This window comes from Phytopseudomonas daroniae (assembly GCF_004327275.1).
GTDB lineage: Bacteria > Pseudomonadota > Gammaproteobacteria > Pseudomonadales > Pseudomonadaceae > Aquipseudomonas > Aquipseudomonas daroniae.
On sequence record NZ_QJUJ01000016.1, the window covers coordinates 1 to 18,863 of the forward strand.

The 18,863-nt window shown below is 64.3% G+C and carries 12 protein-coding genes and 2 tRNA genes; 7 read left to right on the forward strand and 7 right to left on the reverse strand.

The genetic code is table 11. From position 1 onward, the window contains the following. The 7 genes from DNK10_RS24715 to DNK10_RS24745 all read right to left on the reverse strand — a co-directional run. A partial coding sequence (locus DNK10_RS24715; protein WP_131193382.1) for a hypothetical protein occupies positions 1-952 on the reverse strand: 952 nt, incomplete at its 3' end. Between the two features lie 60 nt (positions 953-1,012). Beyond that, entirely contained in the window at positions 1,013-2,452 is a 1,440-nt protein-coding gene (locus tag DNK10_RS24720) for an HlyD family type I secretion periplasmic adaptor subunit (RefSeq protein ID WP_208738869.1), read from the reverse strand. After that, positions 2,449-4,584 (reverse strand): type I secretion system permease/ATPase, encoded by a 2,136-nt coding sequence (locus tag DNK10_RS24725; protein ID WP_131193383.1) that lies wholly within the window; start codon positions 4,582-4,584, stop codon positions 2,449-2,451. The genes DNK10_RS24720 and DNK10_RS24725 overlap by 4 nt, the downstream gene beginning before the upstream one ends. A gap of 64 nt (positions 4,585-4,648) precedes the next feature. Continuing rightward, a complete protein-coding gene (locus DNK10_RS24730) occupies positions 4,649-6,433 on the reverse strand; it encodes a TolC family outer membrane protein (protein WP_165496032.1) in 1,785 nt (594 codons plus the stop codon). Positions 6,434-7,079: 646 nt separating this feature from the next. Next, positions 7,080-9,422: a TonB-dependent receptor gene (locus tag DNK10_RS24735; RefSeq protein WP_244216320.1), complete on the reverse strand. Its 2,343-nt coding sequence runs from the start codon at positions 9,420-9,422 to the stop codon at positions 7,080-7,082. 241 nt (positions 9,423-9,663) lie between these two features. Beyond that, complete coding sequence (locus DNK10_RS24740) at positions 9,664-12,111, reverse strand: hybrid sensor histidine kinase/response regulator (RefSeq protein WP_131193386.1); 2,448 nt, start codon at positions 12,109-12,111, stop codon at positions 9,664-9,666. A gap of 22 nt (positions 12,112-12,133) precedes the next feature. Beyond that, positions 12,134-12,907 carry a response regulator transcription factor gene (locus tag DNK10_RS24745; RefSeq protein WP_131193387.1) on the reverse strand — a complete coding sequence of 258 codons (774 nt, stop codon included), beginning with the start codon at positions 12,905-12,907 and terminating at the stop codon, positions 12,134-12,136. Positions 12,908-13,053: 146 nt separating this feature from the next. Between DNK10_RS24745 and DNK10_RS24750 the strand changes: the two genes are divergently transcribed. The 7 genes from DNK10_RS24750 to DNK10_RS24780 all read left to right on the forward strand — a co-directional run bounded on the left by DNK10_RS24750 (position 13,054) and on the right by DNK10_RS24780 (position 18,784). Continuing rightward, positions 13,054-14,028 (forward strand): LysR family transcriptional regulator, encoded by a 975-nt coding sequence (locus DNK10_RS24750; protein ID WP_131182148.1) that lies wholly within the window; start codon positions 13,054-13,056, stop codon positions 14,026-14,028. A 104-nt stretch (positions 14,029-14,132) separates the two neighbouring features. After that, positions 14,133-15,863, forward strand: a complete 1,731-nt coding sequence (locus tag DNK10_RS24755) for a tetratricopeptide repeat protein (protein ID WP_131193388.1) — start codon at positions 14,133-14,135, stop codon at positions 15,861-15,863. Next, entirely contained in the window at positions 15,863-16,483 is a 621-nt protein-coding gene (gene lolB / locus DNK10_RS24760) for a lipoprotein insertase outer membrane protein LolB (protein WP_131182146.1), read from the forward strand. Before DNK10_RS24755 ends, lolB begins: the two co-directional genes overlap by 1 nt. 205 nt (positions 16,484-16,688) lie before the next feature. Continuing rightward, complete coding sequence (ispE, locus tag DNK10_RS24765) at positions 16,689-17,564, forward strand: 4-(cytidine 5'-diphospho)-2-C-methyl-D-erythritol kinase (RefSeq protein WP_131193389.1); 876 nt, start codon at positions 16,689-16,691, stop codon at positions 17,562-17,564. A gap of 25 nt (positions 17,565-17,589) precedes the next feature. Beyond that, positions 17,590-17,664, forward strand: a tRNA-Gln gene (locus DNK10_RS24770). A 59-nt stretch (positions 17,665-17,723) separates the two neighbouring features. Continuing rightward, a tRNA-Gln gene (locus DNK10_RS24775) sits at positions 17,724-17,798 on the forward strand. A 44-nt stretch (positions 17,799-17,842) separates the two neighbouring features. Then, a complete protein-coding gene (locus DNK10_RS24780) occupies positions 17,843-18,784 on the forward strand; it encodes a ribose-phosphate pyrophosphokinase (protein ID WP_131182144.1) in 942 nt (313 codons plus the stop codon). Positions 18,785-18,863: the final 79 nt, after the last annotated feature.

The following is an 18,863-nucleotide window of genomic DNA, read 5'->3' on the forward strand; positions in this document are numbered from 1 at the left end:
TGTCGCCGACCTTGACCTTGTCATCCAGGGTAACCAACGCCGGAACACTGCCGTCCGGGCCGATCTCAACTTCGTTGTACACCCCGTCCGGGCCGGCGCCCTGCAATTCGACGGTGACGCCAGGGACATCGTTGTCCACCGGTTTGTCATCGCGGCTCGAACCGCTGAAGCCTTGCGGCGTGGTGATGATGGCCTCGACCCTCACTTCGCTCTGCCCCGGCACGACCGGCACCTCGACCGGTACGCCATCGCGCAGATCCACGGCGGTTACCGGCCGGTCGAGCAGCACATTTCCGTCGCCATCCTTGATCACCAGTCGATCGCCTTCGCGAACCTTGTCGTCGAGGCTGACGACGGCCGTTACCGTACCATCAGGGCCGATCTCGGCCTCGTTGTAGACACCGTCCGAACCGGCCCCTTGCAGTTCGATGGTCAACCCCGGAGCACGCGAGGCTGGGCCACTTTCATCGTGGTCTCCGCCACGATGTTCACGCCATTCGTCATTCCCGAACTCGCGATCCGGCAGGCTCATGCCCAGCGGCCGCAACACTTCGCGGATACGCGCCAGGGTCAGCGGGGTGACGCCATCTGCCTCGATGATCTCGCCGATGCGCACCAGTTGCACGAAGCCGTGACCTTCCGCAACAGGCTCAGCGCCAATCTCGCCCTGACCTGCGGTCGCCTGCGTTTGCACGCGTGATTGCTCCAGCGGCTGGACTGGCTGCGCCGCACGAACCTCGGCGACCGACTCGTCGAGCGTTACATCCTGTTCGCCGACCAGGCTCAATACGCGGTTGTCACCGAAGTCCAGGTCAACCTGGACGCCAGGTGCGGTGATCAGGATTTCATCGCCCTGCAGGCGGTCGCCCGCATGCAGTTCGCGACGCTCGCCATTGGCGCTCTGCGCCCAGGCCTGGCCTGTCAGGGCTACAACGGTTGCCGAAGTGTTCATGTCGACCTCGCTATGAGATTGCATGCCGCCGGGCCGGAACCCTGGGCGACTCCAAAAGTATCAGCGCTCGCTCAGGGCATTGCCCTTGGCGCGCAGGATGGGTTTGAGCAGGTAGGCCAGCACAGTCTTCTTGCCGGTCAGGATGTCCAGTTGCGCGGTCATGCCGGGGATCACCGCCAGCTTGCGGGCGAACTCGGTATCGGTGGTCATGGCACGAACCAGGTAATAGGTGTTGTCGCGCTCATCAGTGATGGTGTCGGCGCTGATGTGCTGCAATGTCGCCGACATGCCGCCGTAGATGGAAAAATCGTAGGCATGCAGCTTGATGGTGGCCGGCAGTCCTGGATGCAGGAAGGCAATATCCTTCGGCGAAATCTTCGCCTCGACCAGCAGACGGTCGTCGGCCGGGACGATCTCCAACACCGCATGGCCGGGCTGCACCACACCGCCGATGGTGTTGTAGAGCATGCGCTGCACGGTGCCCTTTACCGGCGAGCGAATCTCCGAATACTTGACCCGGTCGGCCAGGCCGAGCACGTTGCGATCCAGGCTGTTGAGCTGGGCGCTCGCCTCGCCGAGCTCCGAACGCCACTGGTTGCGCATACTGTGCGCCACCTCGGCGATACGGGCTTCGGCTTCCTGCACACCGGCCTGGATCTGCCGAACCCGGGCCGACGCCTGGCGGCGCTCGCCATCGGCGGCGGACTGGTCACGCTCCAGGCGCAGGATGTCCACCTCGGACACCGCACCCGAGCGCAGCAACGGCCGGGTGACTTCCAGCTCGCGGGAGGACAGGATATAAGCCTGATCCGCCGCGTGCAGGCGCGCTCGCGTCTCGTCCAGTTCGCGCTGGCGCTGGCTGTGCTGCTCGCGGGCAATGGACAGACGTTGCTCCAGTTCCTTGACACTTTCCTGGTAGAAGCCACGCTCCTGGGCAACCACGGCCAGTTCTTCGCTGTTCAGCGACTGCTCGTACTTCGGTGCATAGACCGTCTCGTCAATCAGTGCATTGAGCCGTTCGACCTTGGCACGCAGGGCGAAGGCCTTGACACTGCCTTCCTGGAAGCTGGCGACGAAGCGGGTCGGGTCGATGCGCACCAGCAGGGCATCCTTCTCCACCTTGTCGCCCTCGCGGACGAACACTTCCTCGACCACTCCACCGTCCACCGACTGGATCACCTGCAACTGCTGCGAGGGAATCACCTTGCCCTCACCCCGAGTCACTTCGTCGATACTGGCAAAAGCCGCCCAGACCAACAGCAGCAAGAAGATCAAGACGATGGCGTACAGCAGAGCGCGGGCACGCAGCTCACGCTGGCCCTCGACAGTCTGCGCGGCCTCCATCCGCCAATCCCTGCTGGAGCCGGAGAAAGCGGCGAAGAAACGCCGAAACAGGCGGTCGATGAACGACCCGTCCGCCGACAACAGGCTCAGGCGCTCGAAGGCCTTACGTTCGAGCATGGTCTCTTCGCTCGGTGGAGTCCGCGGCGCGCTGCTCATACGGCGCTCCTTTTGATGCTGCCACGCTCTAGGGCCTGCAGTACGCTCTGCTTGGGCCCGTCGGCAATGATCCGCCCGGCATCGACTATCACTAACCGCTCAACCATGTGCAGCAGGCTGGTGCGATGAGTGACCAGCAAGAGCGTACGCCCCTGGCTAAAATGGCTGAGGGCCTGGCTGACATGCGCCTCCAACTGGCTGTCCATGGCGCTGGTCGGCTCGTCGAAGAGCAGGATCGAGCTATCAGGCATCACCGCCCGGGCCACCGCGACGGCCTGGCGCTGGCCGCCGGACAACCGCCGGCCCCCCTCGCCCACCGGCATCGCCAGGCCATCGGCATGTTCGCCGACCAGATTCTTCAGCCCGGAGATATGGATCGCCTGGTGCAGTCGCTCCCGCTCGGGGTGGTCGATGCCCAGAGTGACGTTGTCGTACACACTGCCGCTGAGCAGTTGGATGTCCTGGGGGATGTAGCCGATGTTGCGGCGCAGTTCGGCGATATCCAGTTGCTCCAGGTGCAGACCGTCGATCAGCACGCTGCCGGCAGTGGGTCGGTAGAGACCGAGAATGAGCTTCTCCAGGGTGCTCTTGCCGGAGCCGACGCAGCCGAGGATGCCAACTCGCTCGCCAGCACGGATATGCAGGGAAACCCCGTCCAGCGCCGGGCGCTGCTCGCCCGGGTAGGCGAAAGTGAGGTTACGCAGTTCGATCTCGCCGCGCAGCTTTGGCCGGCTCACCAACTGCTTGCCAGGCTGGCGCTCCTGCTCGTTGTCCATGATCTGCTCCAGTGAACCGAGGGCGGTGGCTGCCTGGTGGTACTGGGTCAACAGCGAGGCGGTCTGCGATACCGGTGCCATGGCCCGTGACGACAGCATGTAGGCAGCGATCAGCGCCCCCTGGCTCATCTGCCCGTCGATCACCAGGTAGACGCCGACGATCAGCATGCTGACGGCCACCACCTGCTGAACCCAGGAGGCTCCGGCACCAACCGAGCCACCGAGCAGGCGTTGCTTGCCGGTGCAACCGGAAAGGAACTGAGTGGCCTGCTCCCAGCGGGTCTGCATGCGGCTGGTGGCGTTGAAGCTCTTCAGTGTCTGCGCCGCACCGAGACTTTCGATCAGCCCCGAACTGCGCTGCGCGCTGGCCTGGCTGGAAATTTCCGAGAGTTTGCGCAGCCGGCCCTGTACCGACAGTGCATAGCCGATCACCAGTAACGCGCCGACCAGCACCGGCACCGCCATCGGCAGCGAGATGATGGCGATGATCAGGATGAACAGCAGGAAGAACGGCAGGTCGATCAACGCGGCGATCACCATCGAGCCGATGAACGAGCGCACTGACTCGAAGGCGTTGACACTGGAGGCGAACGAGCCCACCGACTGCGGGCTGTGCTCCAGGCGCATGCCGAGGATGCGTTCCATGATCCGTGCTGACAACAGGATGTCGGCACGCTGCGCCGCCAGCTCGACGAACCAGCTGCGCAACAGGCGCAGCACCAGGTCGGCACAGATCACCAGCAGTGCACCGATGGCCAGTACCCACAAGGTATCGGTGGCCTGGTTGGGCACCACCCGGTCGTACACGTTCATCACGAACAATGGCATGACCAGGGCAAACAGGTTGATGCAAAACGCCGCAGCCAGCACATCACGGTAAACCCGCCGGTTGGCCTTGATCGCACTCCAGAACCAGTGTTCGCGCAGCGGATCGTCTCCCTTGTCACCGCGCTCGGCCTGGTTCAGGCTGAACGCCCGGCGGCAGTATATGGCCAGCCCGCTGTAGCGCGCCGCCAGCTCCTCCAGTGCCAGCTCCTCGCCCTGCATGCCCAGTTCCGGAAGCAGGACATGAGCCGTACCCGCCTGCAGATCCAGCGACTGCAACAGGCAAGCACGGTTGCCGTCCAGCAGCAGGATGCACGGCAAAAGAGTCGGGGTGATTCGTCCCAGTACCACCCGCGCCAGGCTGGCACTCATGCCGACGCGCTCGGCCGCTCTCGCGACATAGGCCGGTGAGAGACACCCGGCCACCAGTGGCAGGCCATCCACCAAGGCATCGCGGGAAGTGGCCATGCCATGAGCGTCGGCCAACCACAGCAGGCAGGCACTCAAGGGATCATCGGAAAGTACGTCCATGACATCCTGGCAATCGAAGGAAATGGCGCGGAAAGGCCGGTCGCCTCCCCACTTAATCTATGGGTTACTCGGCACGCTTGACGTGCAGCGCCACCCGGCGGTTGGCCGAACGCCCCTCAGCAGTGGCGTTACTGGCGATCGGCTGGTCGGCGGCGACACCCGAGGTGGAGATGATCTGTGCACGTACCCCGTTTTCCACCAGAAAATCGCGTACCGCCGTAGCGCGGGCCAGCGACAACTCGCGGTTCAGCACATCGCTGCCGGTATCGTCGGTGTGCCCAACGACGCTGATCGCACGCAGCTCGGTGCCACCCAGGGTGTCGACGAAGCGCTGCAAACGCGCCCGCGAGTCGACCTTTATCATCGGACTGCCGACATCAAACAGGGCGTCGCCGGACAGCTCGATGGTTTCCTCGGCCATACTCTCCTGGGTGTAGCGGCCGATGTTCAACTGCGCATCGGCAACCGTCGCGCAGTAGCGGCTGGAAGCGACCGCGACATCGCCGGAGAGGCTGTCCTCCAGGGTCGGGATACTGGCACTGGACACCGACAAGCTCTGCAGCAGTTGTCCCATGCTGTGCAGGGTACGAATCTTGGCGATCTGCAGGTCAAAGTCGCCATTCACGCCAGCGCGCTCGGCCTGGAAGGCCTCGTTCTCGGAGTCGAGCACGTCGAGCAGCGAACGGCGGCCGATATCGAACTGCTCGCGATAGGCCTGCACCACACTTGCCGAGGCTTTACGATGGGCCTCCAGGGAGGTTCGCTGCTGGTTCAGGTTGAGCACATCGGTATAGGCAATGGTCGCGGTCTGCCGCAGGTCGACACAGGCTTTGTCACGCAGGCTCTCGGCCTGGTTGATACGGCGGTAGGCAGCACGCTCGGCGGCGCGATCGCTGCCGCCCCGGAACAGGTTGTAGCGCGCGCGCACTTCGATGATGTTCTCGCTGCCGTACGAATCGGGGTCGGTACGATTATCGAAACTGTTGTTGTTCTTGTAGATGCCCTGGCGCATGCCCAGCTCGAAGGTCGGGTAGCGGCTGGACTTGGTTTCCTCTAGGGCCGACTCGGCGGCCTGGGTATTCTCAAACGCCGCATACAACGCCGGGTTGTTGGAGTAACCAGTGCGCAGCACGTTCTCCAGAGCGGCCGGAATCCGCCCCTCGGGCAGCGACACCGATTCGAGATTCTCGCCCGGGGCCTGCCCGACCAAGCGCTGGAAGCGCGCGGTGACGCCCTGCAGATTGGCGATCTCGGTCATTAGGTTGGTTCGCGCCAGCGACAGGCGCCCTTCGATCTGCTGCAGGTCAGCGCGGTTGCCGACGCCAGAACCGGCGCGCTGCTCGACGTGCTCGCTGGTGCGCAGGTGGTTGGCCACGTTTTTTTGCGCCAGAACCACCAGTTCGCGGTGGCGCAGCACGCCGAGATAGGCCTCGCTGGCTTCCAGGGTCTTGTTCTCGACCTCGTCCAGCAGTTCGTAGTAGCGCACCCGACTGGTGTGCTCAAAACGGTTCAGGCGATTGCGCACACGAAAACCGTCGAACAGCATCTGGGTCAGGGAGATTTCCGCATAGTTGCGCGAATAATCGCTACGGCGGTCGAACTGCCGATTGGCCTGGCCAGCCGAGGCGCTCAGATCGACCGAGGGCAGATAACCACCGAACACCTCACGACGGTCTTCGGTCGACGCATAGAAGGCCTCCAGGCGCGACTGCAGCTCGGGATTTAACTCGAGGGTCTCCTGCACCACGGCGAGCAGGTTGTCCTGCCGTTCGGCAGCGGTTACCGCCACGGGCGCAAGCCCGATGCAGATGGCGAGGGCAAGTTTGGCGAACGGGGATTCTATGTGCATGACGTCCTCTAAGCGGTCTGAGTGCTCGATGATGTGTTCCCGGCACTGGGCTGGGGCGTTGGGTATGGGCGATGTCGCCAGGCCGGCCCGGGGCGCCGTACGGCCACCGGAGGTGGGCATCAGGCGCCCGCGAAAAACGGCAAGAAGGGTGAGTGGCGGCAGGCCAGGACAATTGGCAGAGGCAAGTGACCGAGCGGAGCGCGGCAGCCTTTCCCTGGCCCATGGGCCCTCTCCCTCACAATGCCAGCCACACCGCAGGAACCCTCCTGAACGGCAGGCAATGTAGGGAGCGCCGCGCGGCAGAAGAAGAGCTTCGGCCGGGAATCTGCGTCTCGCTCAGGCAACGAAATGGCGCCCCGGCAAAGGTCGGCCATCGCCGGGCCGGGCTGAAACGCAGAAGGAAGCAGGCCCCGGCGCAACGAGCACCTTTGCCGCAGCGGATGGCAAAAGCCTGGCGCGCACGTGCTGGACGCCGCGCGATCGAGTGGAGGAAGGGAACTTTCCCCAAGCGTTCGATGCCGCCGGGGCGAACAGTCCCGGGATCACCTCAGCGTGGCTACGGGCGCGAACGCGGCGCCGTCCGGGGTTTGCCCCAACGGGCGGTTCGAGCCTGCACCGCGGCCGGGGCGGAAGCGGCGTGGCCCGATCAGTAACGCCCGCGCCAGGTCACGCCGAGGGTGCGCGCGTCGCCCGGCAGCACGGCGTAGTCGCCAGAGCCCAGGGTGGCGTAGACGGCACTGACATAACGCTGATCGAACAGGTTGCGAGCCCACAGATCGACGGCCCAGCGCTGATCCGCACGGCCCATGCCGAGGCGCAGATCGCTCACCCCGTAAGCCGACTGGTAACTGCCGGCGCCCCTTTCCAGCACGCCGTAGTAGCCGCTGCGCCAGCTGTGATCCAGCGCCGCGAGCAGCTCCAGGCCGTGTTCCAGCGGACGCCGGTAATCCAGCCCCGCCGTGGTGCTCCAGCGTGGCGCGTTGAACAAGCGCTTGCCCGCCAGGTCGCACGACCACTGCCCGCTTTCCGGGGCACAGGGGGCGTTGTCGAACGAGCGATAGCGGGCATCGCTCCAGGCGATGCCCAGGCGCAACTGCACCCGCTCACTGGCCCGCAGACGCCCGTCGAGTTCCACGCCACGCAAGCGCACCCGACCGACGTTGATCAGGTTATCGCGCAGGGGTGGGGAGAGATCGTTGGCCGGCGCGCTGTTGCTCAGCGCCTGGTAGTCATCGACGTCGGTCTGATAGAGCGCCACGTCGAGCGCCAGCCGCTCCTGCCACCAGAGACTCTTGAGGCCGACCTCGAGCGAAGTCGCCCGCTCGCTGCCGAACACCGGGGCGACATGCGCGCTGGTCACGTCGAGGTTGATGCCGCCGGCCTTGTAGCCCCGCGACCAGCTGGCATAGCCGACCACGCCCTCGCTCAATGCATAGCTGAACGCCAGCTGGCCGGACAGATTGTGCTCTTCGAGCCGATTGCGGCGGGCATAGTCCCTGCCAAGGGTGATATCGCGCAGCAGCGCGCCCCCGAGCTGCGACACCGGATCCGGCCCCAGCGGCGCCAGGCCTGACACCGCACGGGTAATGCTGGCGCGCTTGCGCTCGCGGGTGTAACGCAGGCCCGGGGTGATGGCCAGGCGCTCGCTGGGGCGCCAGGTGAACTGGCCGAACAACGCCTGACTGTCGCTATGCTGCTCGCCCTCGAAGCGCTGGCGCGCGCCCTGCAACAGCGATGGCGGAATCATCGCCGGCGTGATGCCGAGCTGGGCGGTCTCCGGGCGATCGCCGAGAAAGTACGCCGCCGCATCACCGCCAAAAGCCACATTGACCTGGCGCTGCAGGCGCTGACGCAGGTAGTACAGGCCCAGCACGTAATCGAACCGCTCGCCGAACGCCTGCGCCAGGCGCAGCTCCTGGCTGAACTGGTGATGATCGAGCCGGGCCGCGGAACGGGCCACGGACAATGCCGTGCCGTCGGCGTCCTGCTCGCCATCGTAGACCCAGTCGCGATAACCGCTGATGCTGGTCAGAGTCATGCCGTTGTCCAGTTCGCCATCGAGTTGCAGGGTCAGCGCGCGCTGCAGCGTTTCCAGGTCGTTGGCCTCGTTGTGCTGTACACGCCGGGCATAGGGGGCGACCGGCAACAGCGGGTAACCGAGGTAAGCCGCGCGCTGGCGGGTCGCCGTACTGAACTGGCTGGCGGTGAGCACGGCGCTTTCGTCCTGGCCGGCGTACTCAGCGATCAGCCGGGCGCTGAAACGCTCGCCGGGCTTCCACAGCAACTGGCCACGCAACCCCTGGCGATCCTCCTCGCCGAGGGTTTCGCCGTTGTAGCGATTGTCGATGGCGCCGTCACGCACGAGGTCATAAGCACTCAGGCGTGCCGCCAGCACGCCCTCGACCAACGGACCGGAGATGCTGGCGCGATACTGACGCAGACCGTCCTGGCCCAGGCTCACCTCAGCGCGCCCTTCGCTGACGAAGCTCGGTACCCGGCTCAGCAGATTGATGGCGCCGGCGGTGGAGTTCTTGCCATACAGCGTCCCCTGCGGCCCGCGCAGCACCTCGACCCGCTCGATATCGCCGAAATCGAGCAGCGACATGCCCTGGCGTCCCAGGTACACGCCATCGGCGAACACCGCCACGCTACCGTCGAGCCCGTCGTTCGCCGAACTCGATCCCAGGCCCCGGATACCGTAAGCGGCATAGCGCGGATTGAGCGCCGTCAACATCAGACCGGGGATGCGCTGCGCCAGCGTCTCGGCCCGGTACAGGCCGGCGCCGCCGAGTTGCTCGTCATCCAGCACATCGATGGCGATCGGCACCTGCTGCGCCGGCTCTTCACGATGGCGGGCGCTGACGTTGATCGCGTCGAGCAGCCAGACGGAATCGTCGGGCAATGGCGTCGCCAATGTCGGCCCGGCCAGGGACAACAGCCAGAGCGAACCTGCGCGGCAGATGCTCCGGCGTACGATGATGAACAGCACGGCTGACCTCGTTGTTCTTATACGAATCGAACGCTCCCGGGTAGATCGGAGGCTCGCTGTCGTCGACTTTTCCCGCCTTTCATCCGTGCCGGCCAAAACACCGTCCGCCCCAGCAAAGGCCGAGGACGCACAGGCTCCATAAGATAACGCAATCACCCTGTCGGAACATGGGCACCATGAGCTCGGGTCTGTTGACGTTTCAGCGCACGCCGCAGGGCTCCGGCGCGGTCGTGCGGAAACCTCAACAGATCCTGGCAGCCGGTTTGGCGCCCGCCGCTTCATCGCCGCCGCCCGGCGCATTCGCGGGCAGCAAAGCACCGATACGATCCAGCAGTTGGCCGGTATTGGCCGGTTTGAGTATCTCGCCATCGAATGCCAGATCGGCCGGCAGGTGCGCCGGATGCCGTGCCGGCGTTGCCGAATAGAGCAGCACGGGTAACCCCGGCCGCTCGCTGCGCAAGCGCTGCAACAGGATCCAGCCATCCATGACCGGCATCATCTGATCGGTCATCACCAGATCGACCGCCTGCTGTTCGAGCAACTCGAGCGCCTGTTGACCGTCCGCGGCCAGCAGCACATCGAAACCATAGCCACTCAACAGGTCGTACAGCCACTCACGGTTCAAGGCGACGTCGTCGACCAGCAGGATGCAGTGGCTCTCCTGCGGTGCGACCCCGGCATGACTGTCGCGCAGCCCAATGTCCAGCTCGTGCTCGCTGGCCGGCGTGAGGCGCAGGCGGAAACCGATACGGCTGCCGCCCTGCTCCAGGCTGTCGATCTCCAGTTCGCTGCCCATATGGCCCAGCAGCTGCGCCACGATCGACAGGCCCAGGCCGCTACCCTGGATCTGGCCGACGTTGCTGCCGCGGCGGAAGGGTTGCAACAGGTTGTCCCGCTCGCTCGGGGCGAAGCCGATACCGTTGTCGCTGACCCGGAAACACAGCTCCACGCATTCGCCGACCGCCCCGGGCACGCTGCTGACCTCCAGGGTGATGCGCCCATGGCGGGTGAACTTGGCGGCATTGCCCAGCAGATTGAGCAATACCTGGCGCAAGCGGCGGAAATCCGCCTGCACGATAGCCGGTAGATCCGCGGCGAACAGGCATTCGAAATGGTTGTCCTGGCGCGTGGCGAGAAAACGCCCCTCCTCCTCCACCTCGCGCAGGAAGCCATAGAGGTAGCCCGGCGCCAGGGTGAGCTCCAGTTGCTGCAACTCACCCCGGGAAAACTCCAGCAGCTCGTCGATCAATTCCAGTTGCTGGCGTGCGCTGCGCTCGATCTTGTGCGGGTAGTCGGGTTGCGGCTGGCTGCGCAGCAGGCGCGCGTAGTCGATGATGCTGACCAGTGGCGAACGCAGATCGTGACTGATCCGCGCCATCAGCGAACTGCGCGCTCGCAGCGATTCGCGCAGCTGCGCGGTGCGCGTCGCCACCGTGCTTTCCAGGCGCTCGTGCTCGGCCTGACGCTGCTCGTCGAGCTCGCTCAGGGCGCGCTGCTCCCGGCGCCGGACGAGAACGACCTCGGTGACCAGGGTGCAGACCAGCAGCAACACGCCGGGCAGGGTCGACGCCAGGCTGAGGAAACTGTCCCGAGACTGCCAGGGCACGAGCCGATCCAGCGACAGCAGATGGCGCACGGCGAACTGCACCAGGAACAGCGCCGGTACCACCCAGGCCATCCAGCGCAACTTCACGCCATGCAACCAGGCCGCCAGCAGCGAGGCCGGCAGCACCAGGTAGAGGGTCAGGCGCAAGGTCCACTCGACATGGATGCGTCCATCGGGGGCGTGACCCAGCCAGTCCCAGACTCGCCCGCCGATGTAACTGAGCAGGATCAGGCCGAACAGAAGCCCCCAGCCCCTGGGAAGATGACGAACGCCGAGCAGCAGCCTGACATAACCGAGAAAACAGGCGAACGCGAGGATGCTGAGCCATGTGCTGATCGTCTGCGTCCAGGGCACCGCCGCGGGCCAGAGGATCAGGTAACCGTTGACCACGCAGGTGAACAGGATATAGGTCAGTACCGCCGCGGCATGGGCGATGAGCAATGGCGTCGCCATGATCCGGCCGAGGATCAGGCTGAAGGGCACCACCAGCAGCACGATGCCAAGGGTGATGCCGTCGGCCAGGTAGAGGGACTGGCGCCGTTCCAGCAGCAGCTCGTCCGACCACAGCCGCGGTTCGAGGATGATCAGCGAGTCGCTGGCCACCCGTACCAGCACATCGACCCGCTCGCCCTCGGCCAGCGTCATGGGAAAACGTGGCTGGCGATCCACCACCGTCCATTGCTCCAGCGGGTAGGCACTGCCGCCGCGCAGCGTCTGCCAGGCGTCGCCACGGCGGATATGCACCTGGATGTCCTGCAGGCGCGGCTCGCCCACCGTGAACCAGCGCAGGCATTCGTGCTCGCCGGGATTGTCCAGTTCGAAGCGCAACCAGTAGGCGGAGCGGCTGTATTCGAGGGTCAGGCGCTGTGCGCTCGCGGCGTCGAAGGCCGACGCCGGCAACGCCAGCACCTGGTCGGCGGTCAAGCCCGCCGCAGGATCCTCGAAGAGGCGCATGGGAGGATCCAGCTCGGCATCGCAGGTCGCGGCCGAGGCGAGATTGACGGGCGACAGTCCCAGCAACAGCACGGCGAGCAGCACCGAGCGACTCATGACCTCGGCACCGCGCCCGCGACGTCCATTCATCGATACCCAGGCGCAAACGACATCACGTCTGCGCCCGTTCTTGCTGGCGGAACTGGCTGGGCGTCATGCCCATGCGCTCGCGAAAAGCCGTGGTGAAATTGCAGGCGCTGCGAAAGCCGACCAGTTCGGCGATGTCCTGAATGCTCATGCCGCTATTGGCCAGCAATTCCAGCCCCTGCTTCAGACGTACTTCGCGGATATAGGCGAATACCGTCATCCCCAGGTGCTCGCGGAAGATACCCGACAGGCGCTTGTCGTGGGTGCCGACCTTACGGGCGATCTCGGCCAGCGAGGGCATATCGTCGAGGTGCTGGGCGATCAGACGCATGGCGGCGCGCAACAGCACCTCAGCGTCAGTGGCGGGTTCCACGTCGGCAGAGGGAACGGCGCCGAGCGACGTTTCGCGCCAGGCCAGTTGCAGGTGAATGCGGATACGCGCCAGCACTTCCTGGGGCTCGCAACTCTTGAGTACGTAATCGACACCGCCCAGCGTCAGGCCTTCGAGCCGTTCGTCGACCGCGCCGGCGGACGTCAGGAAGATCACCGGTACCCGACGTGTAGCCGGCGCCTCACGCAACAGGCGGCACAAGGTGAAGCCGTCCATGCCGGGCATGCGCACATCGAGCAGGATCAGGTCTGGTTTCAGGGCCAGGGCACGCTGATAGCCCTGGTGGGCATCACTGGCCAGGGACAGGCGCCAGGACTGTTGACGCAGTAATCCGATCAGGCCTCGAAGCTCTTCTGGAGAGTCGTCGATGACCAGAATATGCGGTGCAGTAATAAAGCCGTTCTGCATGACTACGCCTACCCCCGACATTGATCGGCATACGCTCGATCATTAATCCGCCCATCCGCCCCGCTGGAAAAAGCCGCATCCGCTGCAGCAAAGGCCGCTCTGTCAAGCGGGCAATACGATAGCGCAAAGTCATGTAGGTAAATACGATGCAACGTTCCACCCACGACAACACTGCGTCCCACAAACCCCAACTCAAGGCCGCAACCCAAGCCAGCATCCTCGGCGAGCTCTACTGGCTGATCTGCGTGGTCGAAGCAGGTAGCTTCTCGGCTGCAGCCGAGCGCACCGGCATCGCCAAATCCAGCCTCAGCCGGCGCATCATCCTGCTGGAGAAACGCCTGCAGGTGCAGTTGCTTAACCGCAGCACCCGTTCGTTCAGCATGACCGCCTTGGGCGAGCGTATCTATCGTCACGCCCTGGATATGCTCAGCGCCGCCGAAGCGGCCGAAGCTACGGCCCAGGAAGCCAACGGCACACCGAGCGGGCTGCTCCAGCTGTGCGCCCCCGCCATCTTCAGTGACTGGCTGCTCGAGCGGCTCGGCCGCTTTCAGGCCAGACACCCGAAAGTCAGCTTCGCCCTGATCAACAGGGACGGGCAGACCGAGTTGAGCGCCCAGCGCCTGGATCTGTCACTGAGCCTGGACGAAGCACCGAGCAACAGCAGCGATATCGTCGCCCGCCCTCTCGCCCGCCTGCAAAACGTGATCGTCGGCAATGCCGCGTTGCTGGAACGCCTCGGCCACCCCTTGCGCCTGGACAGTGTCGACGACCAGCACCTGCTGGCCTTCGGTACGCCCCAGTCGCCACGTCCCTGGCTGCTGGCCGACGGCCAACGACCGCTGCACAACTCGGCGTTCAGCTCACCGAGCCTGCAAACGCTGCTCAACGCCGCCCGTGCCGGCATCGGCCTGGCCTGCCTGCCCTTGCACGCCTGTCACGACGACCTGCAGCGTGGCAGCCTGCAGGCGTCCTGCCCGCAGGAGCGTCCGGCCTCAGGCACTCTGTACGCCTTGACTCCCGCCCACCGCGGAATCACACCCGCCGTACGCGGTCTTATCCAGTACATCCGCCACGACTTGAGCCAGGCACAGCATCCGGGAATGCAACCAGTAGCCGACTGAGAGAGTCCAACCTCACATCGCCAGGGCACACGGCCTGCCCCATGGGCTTGCCCAACGGCTTGTGTCATGATGGCCAAAACCGCAGGTTAGTCGCATTTCCCCTTATGAATAGACCCATCGCGTTGCTGACCGCCCTTGCCTTTTTGGGTGGTTGCCAGACTTTTGCGCCGTCCGTACCGGACGGTAACGTACCCGTGGAAGAGCCGGGCAACGAAGCACAGGCCGAGGCGCCTGAGGCGTACGGTTCGTTCAGCCAGGAAACCCTGCTGGCACTGCTGACCGCCGAGCTGGCCGGCCAGCGCAATCGCTTCGATATCGCCCTGAGCAATTACGTCCAGCAGGCCAATTCGACTCAGGATGCGGGCGTCGCCGAGCGCGGCTTCCGTATCGCCGAATACCTGGGCGCCGATCAGGAAGCGCTGGACACCTCACTGGTCTGGGCCAAGAACGCGCCAGCCAACGTCGATGCGCAACGCGCCGCCGCCGTGCAACTGGCGCGCGCCGGTCGCTACGACGAATCCATGACGTATATGGAGCGCGTACTTCAGCGTCAGGGCAATACGCACTTCGATTTCCTCGCCCTGTCGGCGGCGGAAACCGATCCGGACACCCGCGCCGGCCTGCTGCAGAGTTTCGACCGCCTGCTCGGCAAATACCCGAACGACGGTCAGTTGCTGTTCGGCAAGGCCCTGCTCCTGCAGCAGGATGACCGCCCCGAAGAAGCCCTGAAGCTGCTCGAGAACAGTGACGCCAAGCATGACCAGGCGGCTCCTCTGCTGCTGCACGCGCGCCTGCTGCAAAGCCTGGGGCGTGGCGAAGAAGCGCTGCCGCTGCTCAAGAAAGGCATCGAGCAGAGCCCCAACGACAAGCGCCTGCGCCTGACCTACGCCCGCCAGTTGGTCGAGCTGGGGCGCATGGACGACGCCCGCAGCGAATTCTCCTCGCTGCTGCAACAGTTTCCCGAAGACGACGACCTGCGTTTCTCCCTGGCGCTGGTCTGCCTGGAAGCCGAAGCCTGGCGCGAAGCCATCGTCTACCTGGAAGAACTGGTCGCGCGCGACGCTCACGTTGACCCGGCCCAATACAATCTGGGCCGTGCCCACGAAGCACTGGGCGAAGTGGACGAAGCCCTGCTCGCCTACTCCATGGTCGGGGGCGGCAACGATTACTTGCCAGCCCAGGCACGCATGACCGATCTGCTCGTCGCCAATGGCCGTGGCGCCGAAGCCTCCAGGCACCTGGCCGAAGCGCGCGACAGCGAGCCGGAGTACGCGCTGCAGCTATACCTGATCGAGGCCGAGTCGCTGTCCAAGCAGAACCAGCCCGACCAGGCCTGGACGCTGATCCAGCAGGCGCTCAAGCAATATCCGGGCGACCTGAACCTGCTCTACACCCGCGCCATGCTGGCCGAACCGCGTAACGACCTGAAGCAGCTGGAGCAGGATCTACGCACCATTCTCGACCGTGAGCCGGACAATGCCATGGCGCTCAACGCCCTCGGCTACACCCTGGTCGACCGTACCGATCGCCACCAGGAAGGTCTGGAGCTGATCGAACAGGCTCACACCCTCAACCCCAACGATCCGGCGATTCTCGACAGCCTGGGCTGGGCGAACTTCCGCCTGGGCAATCTGGCCGAAGCGGAAAAACTGCTGCGCCAGGCATTCGAGCGCTTCCCGGATCATGAAGTCGCCGCCCACCTGGGCGAAACCCTGTGGGCTCAGAACAAGCAGCGCGAGGCCAGAAAGATCTGGCGCGACGCGCTGAAGGAACAGCCCGACAGTGAAATTCTGCGCAGCACCGTGCTGCGCCTGACCGGATCAGAGAGGCCCTGATGCAGTTTCGCCCCTTACTCGCACTCGCCCTGGTAACCCTGCTCGCCGGCTGCTCCGGCCTGTCCACCCGTGAAGCGGTGGAACAGGGCCAGGGCGATCCGGCTCGCTGGCAGGCGCACAAGCAGCAGATCAGCACCCTCGATGGCTGGCAGATCAACGGCAAGGTCGGCATCCGCGCCCCCCGCGACTCCGGCAGCGGCACGCTGTTCTGGCTGCAACGCCAGGACTACGCGGACATTCGCCTGTCCGGTCCACTGGGCCGCGGCGCCGCACGCCTGACCGGGCGCCCAGGTGACGTGCAGCTGGAAGTGGCCAACCAGGGCCGCTACCAGGCCGAATCGCCGGAAGAACTCCTGCAACAACAACTGGGCCTCAACCTGCCGGTGTCCCACCTGCTCTGGTGGATTCGCGGCCTGCCCGCACCGGACAGTAAAAGCCGCCTGACGCTGGACAGCGACAGTCGCCTGGCGCAACTGAGCCAGGATGGCTGGGAAGTCAGCTACACACGCTACGCCGAGCAGAACGGCTACTGGCTACCCGAGCGCCTGCGCCTGGAGGGTCACGACATCCAGGTGACTCTGGTGATCAAGGACTGGCAGCCGCGCCAGCTCGGCCAGTAACCCACCCCGCTCCCTCCGATTGGGCACGGTGTCAGGTTGCCGGGTGGTTGGTAGGCTTCATGGTGGATGGGTGGAGCGTCATTCACCCTACGAACCATCGCCATCCACCTGAAGTTGCCCCCCCCAACAAAACACCAGAACCTGCAGCATCATCTGCCGCGGCAACGCATAATCAGCGTAATTTCACCGTTATCAGTACAGCCCCATGACGACCCATGCCATCCCCGATCACGCCGAACTGATCCTGCCGGCTCCGGCCAAGCTCAACCTGATGCTGCACATCCTCGGCCGTCGCGAAGACGGTTATCACGAGCTGCAGACCCTGTTTCAATTTCTCGATCACGGTGACGAGCTGGGTTTTGCCCTGCGCGACGATGGCGTCATTCACCTGCACACCGCGGTCGATGGCGTACCCCACGATAGCAACCTGATTGTGCGCGCCGCTCGGCAACTGCAGGAACAGAGCGACACGCGTCTCGGCGCGGACATCTGGCTGGATAAACGCCTGCCCATGGGCGGCGGCATCGGCGGCGGCAGTTCGGATGCCGCCACCACCCTGCTCGGCCTCGCTCACCTCTGGCAACTGGATTGGAGCGAGGATCGCCTGGCAGGGCTGGGTCTGAGCCTGGGCGCCGACGTGCCGGTATTCGTACGCGGCCGCGCAGCATTCGCCGAGGGCGTTGGCGAGAAACTCACACCGGTCGAGCTGGCAGAGCCATGGTTTCTCGTCGCCGTACCGCAAGTGCTTGTCAGCACAGCAGAAGTTTTCTCCGACCCTGAGTTGACACGCGATACGCCGCCCATTAAAGTTCGCAGCCTTCTTGAGGGGGGTGGTCGTAATGACTGCCAGTCGGTCGTCGAGAAGCGTTACAGTGAAGTTCGTAACGCCCTGATCTTGCTGAACAAATTTGTTCCAACAAGATTGACCGGCACTGGAGCTTGTGTGTTTGGGAGCTTCCCAAACAGGGACGATGCTGATAAAGTCGCCCGCCAACTTCCAGCCACACTGCCAAGTTTTGTTGCGCAAGGTGCCAACGTTTCGATGTTGCATCGCAGGCTTCAGGAACTGGTCAGGAAGTAAATGCGTAGCATCGGTTATACGTTACAGGGGCGTCGCCAAGCGGTAAGGCACCAGGTTTTGATCCTGGCATGCGTTGGTTCGAATCCAGCCGCCCCTGCCATAACCACCCAAGGGTGGCTCGTAATACCGAATTGAGCAGCATTGCGTCACACACGATACAGGGGCGTCGCCAAGCGGTAAGGCACCAGGTTTTGATCCTGGCATGCGTTGGTTCGAATCCAGCCGCCCCTGCCATTTTTATACTCATCCAGGTTACCCTCAGCCGGCAGGTACTGCGCGTGTCCAAGATGATGGTCTTTACGGGGAACGCTAACCCCGATCTGGCGCGACGTATCGTTCGTCAGCTGCACATCCCCCTCGGCGATGCCTCTGTCGGAAAATTCTCCGACGGCGAAATCATGATCGAAATCAACGAAAACGTCCGCGGTAAAGACGTCTTCCTGATTCAGCCGACGTGCGCGCCAACCAATGACAACCTGATGGAACTGGTAGTGATGGCCGACGCCTTCCGCCGCTCCTCAGCTACCCGAATCACCGCAGTCATCCCCTACTTCGGCTATGCCCGCCAGGATCGCCGCCCGCGTTCCGCCCGCGTGGCAATCAGCGCCAAGGTCGTGGCCGACATGCTCGCCAACGTAGGCATCGACCGTGTTCTCACCGTCGACCTGCACGCGGATCAGATTCAAGGCTTCTTCGATATCCCGGTAGATAACATCTACGGTTCGCCAGTACTGGTGGACGACATCGAAGATCAGCGTTTCGACAACCTGATGATCGTCTCCCCGGACATTGGCGGTGTGGTGCGTGCTCGCGCCGTGGCCAAGTCCCTGGGCGTGGATCTGGCGATCATCGACAAGCGTCGTGAGAAAGCCAACCACTCCGAAGTGATGCACATCATCGGTGACGTGGAAGGCCGTACCTGCATCCTGGTCGACGACATGGTCGACACCGCCGGCACCCTGTGCCACGCGGCCAAGGCTCTGAAGGAACACGGCGCCGCCAAGGTGTTCGCTTACGCGACTCACCCGGTACTGTCGGGCCGCGCCATCGAGAACATCGAGAACTCGGTACTGGACGAACTGGTGGTGACCAACACCATCCCGCTGTCCGCCGCCGCGCAATCCTGTTCGCGTATTCGTCAACTGGACATCGCGCCGGTTGTCGCTGAAGCGGTACGCCGCATCAGCAATGAGGAATCGATCAGCGCGATGTTCCGCTAGGAGCATGCTCACGATTTAGCGAGCTAGAGCCATGCAAGGCAGAAAGCGGCGAAGAAGCGGAGTTTACGAGTCTGTAAAT